The following is a 387-nucleotide window of genomic DNA, read 5'->3' as shown; positions in this document are numbered from 1 at the left end:
GGGAGAGCAGCGGTTATCGAGTCCTCACCCACCACCGGGTGCCTCCCAACGACGGAGGACTCTCCCTCGGCCAGGCGGTGATCGGTGCCGCGGCGACCATGCGCGGACCGTGACGTCGGCAGCCCCCGACCGGCCGGTCCGGGACGGGAGCTAGTGAATGACCACCACCGCAGAGGCGGGCGGCCACCTTGTCGACACGGACCTGTCTGCGGATCTCGCTGCCGCAGCATTGTCACTCGCCCGCAGATTCCATGACGGCGCGACGCTCTGGGTGATCTCACCCCAGTGGGAGCCGCACGCCCACCACGTCGCCGTCGAATTCGTCCATCCCGTGATCATGGGCAAACGGGCGCTGCCGTCGGTGGCACTCGTCGAACCCGATCCGGT

At 68.7% G+C, this 387-nt stretch carries 1 protein-coding gene and 1 pseudogene; both read left to right on the top strand.

Going from position 1 to position 387, the window contains the following annotated elements; all coding sequences use genetic code 11:
- Positions 1 to 113: hypothetical protein (locus tag ACFWJO_RS39900; RefSeq protein ID WP_386873217.1), on the top strand; the 113-nt coding region annotated here is incomplete at its 5' end.
- Between the two features lie 44 nt (positions 114 to 157).
- A pseudogene (locus ACFWJO_RS39895) lies at positions 158 to 387 on the top strand (hypothetical protein); the annotation flags it as partial.

The organism is Streptomyces sp. NPDC127092 (assembly GCF_042722475.1).
Classification (GTDB): domain Bacteria; phylum Actinomycetota; class Actinomycetes; order Streptomycetales; family Streptomycetaceae; genus Streptomyces.
The sequence above is the reverse complement of the archived record's forward strand: the minus strand, read 5'-3'. Positions and strand labels throughout refer to the sequence as shown.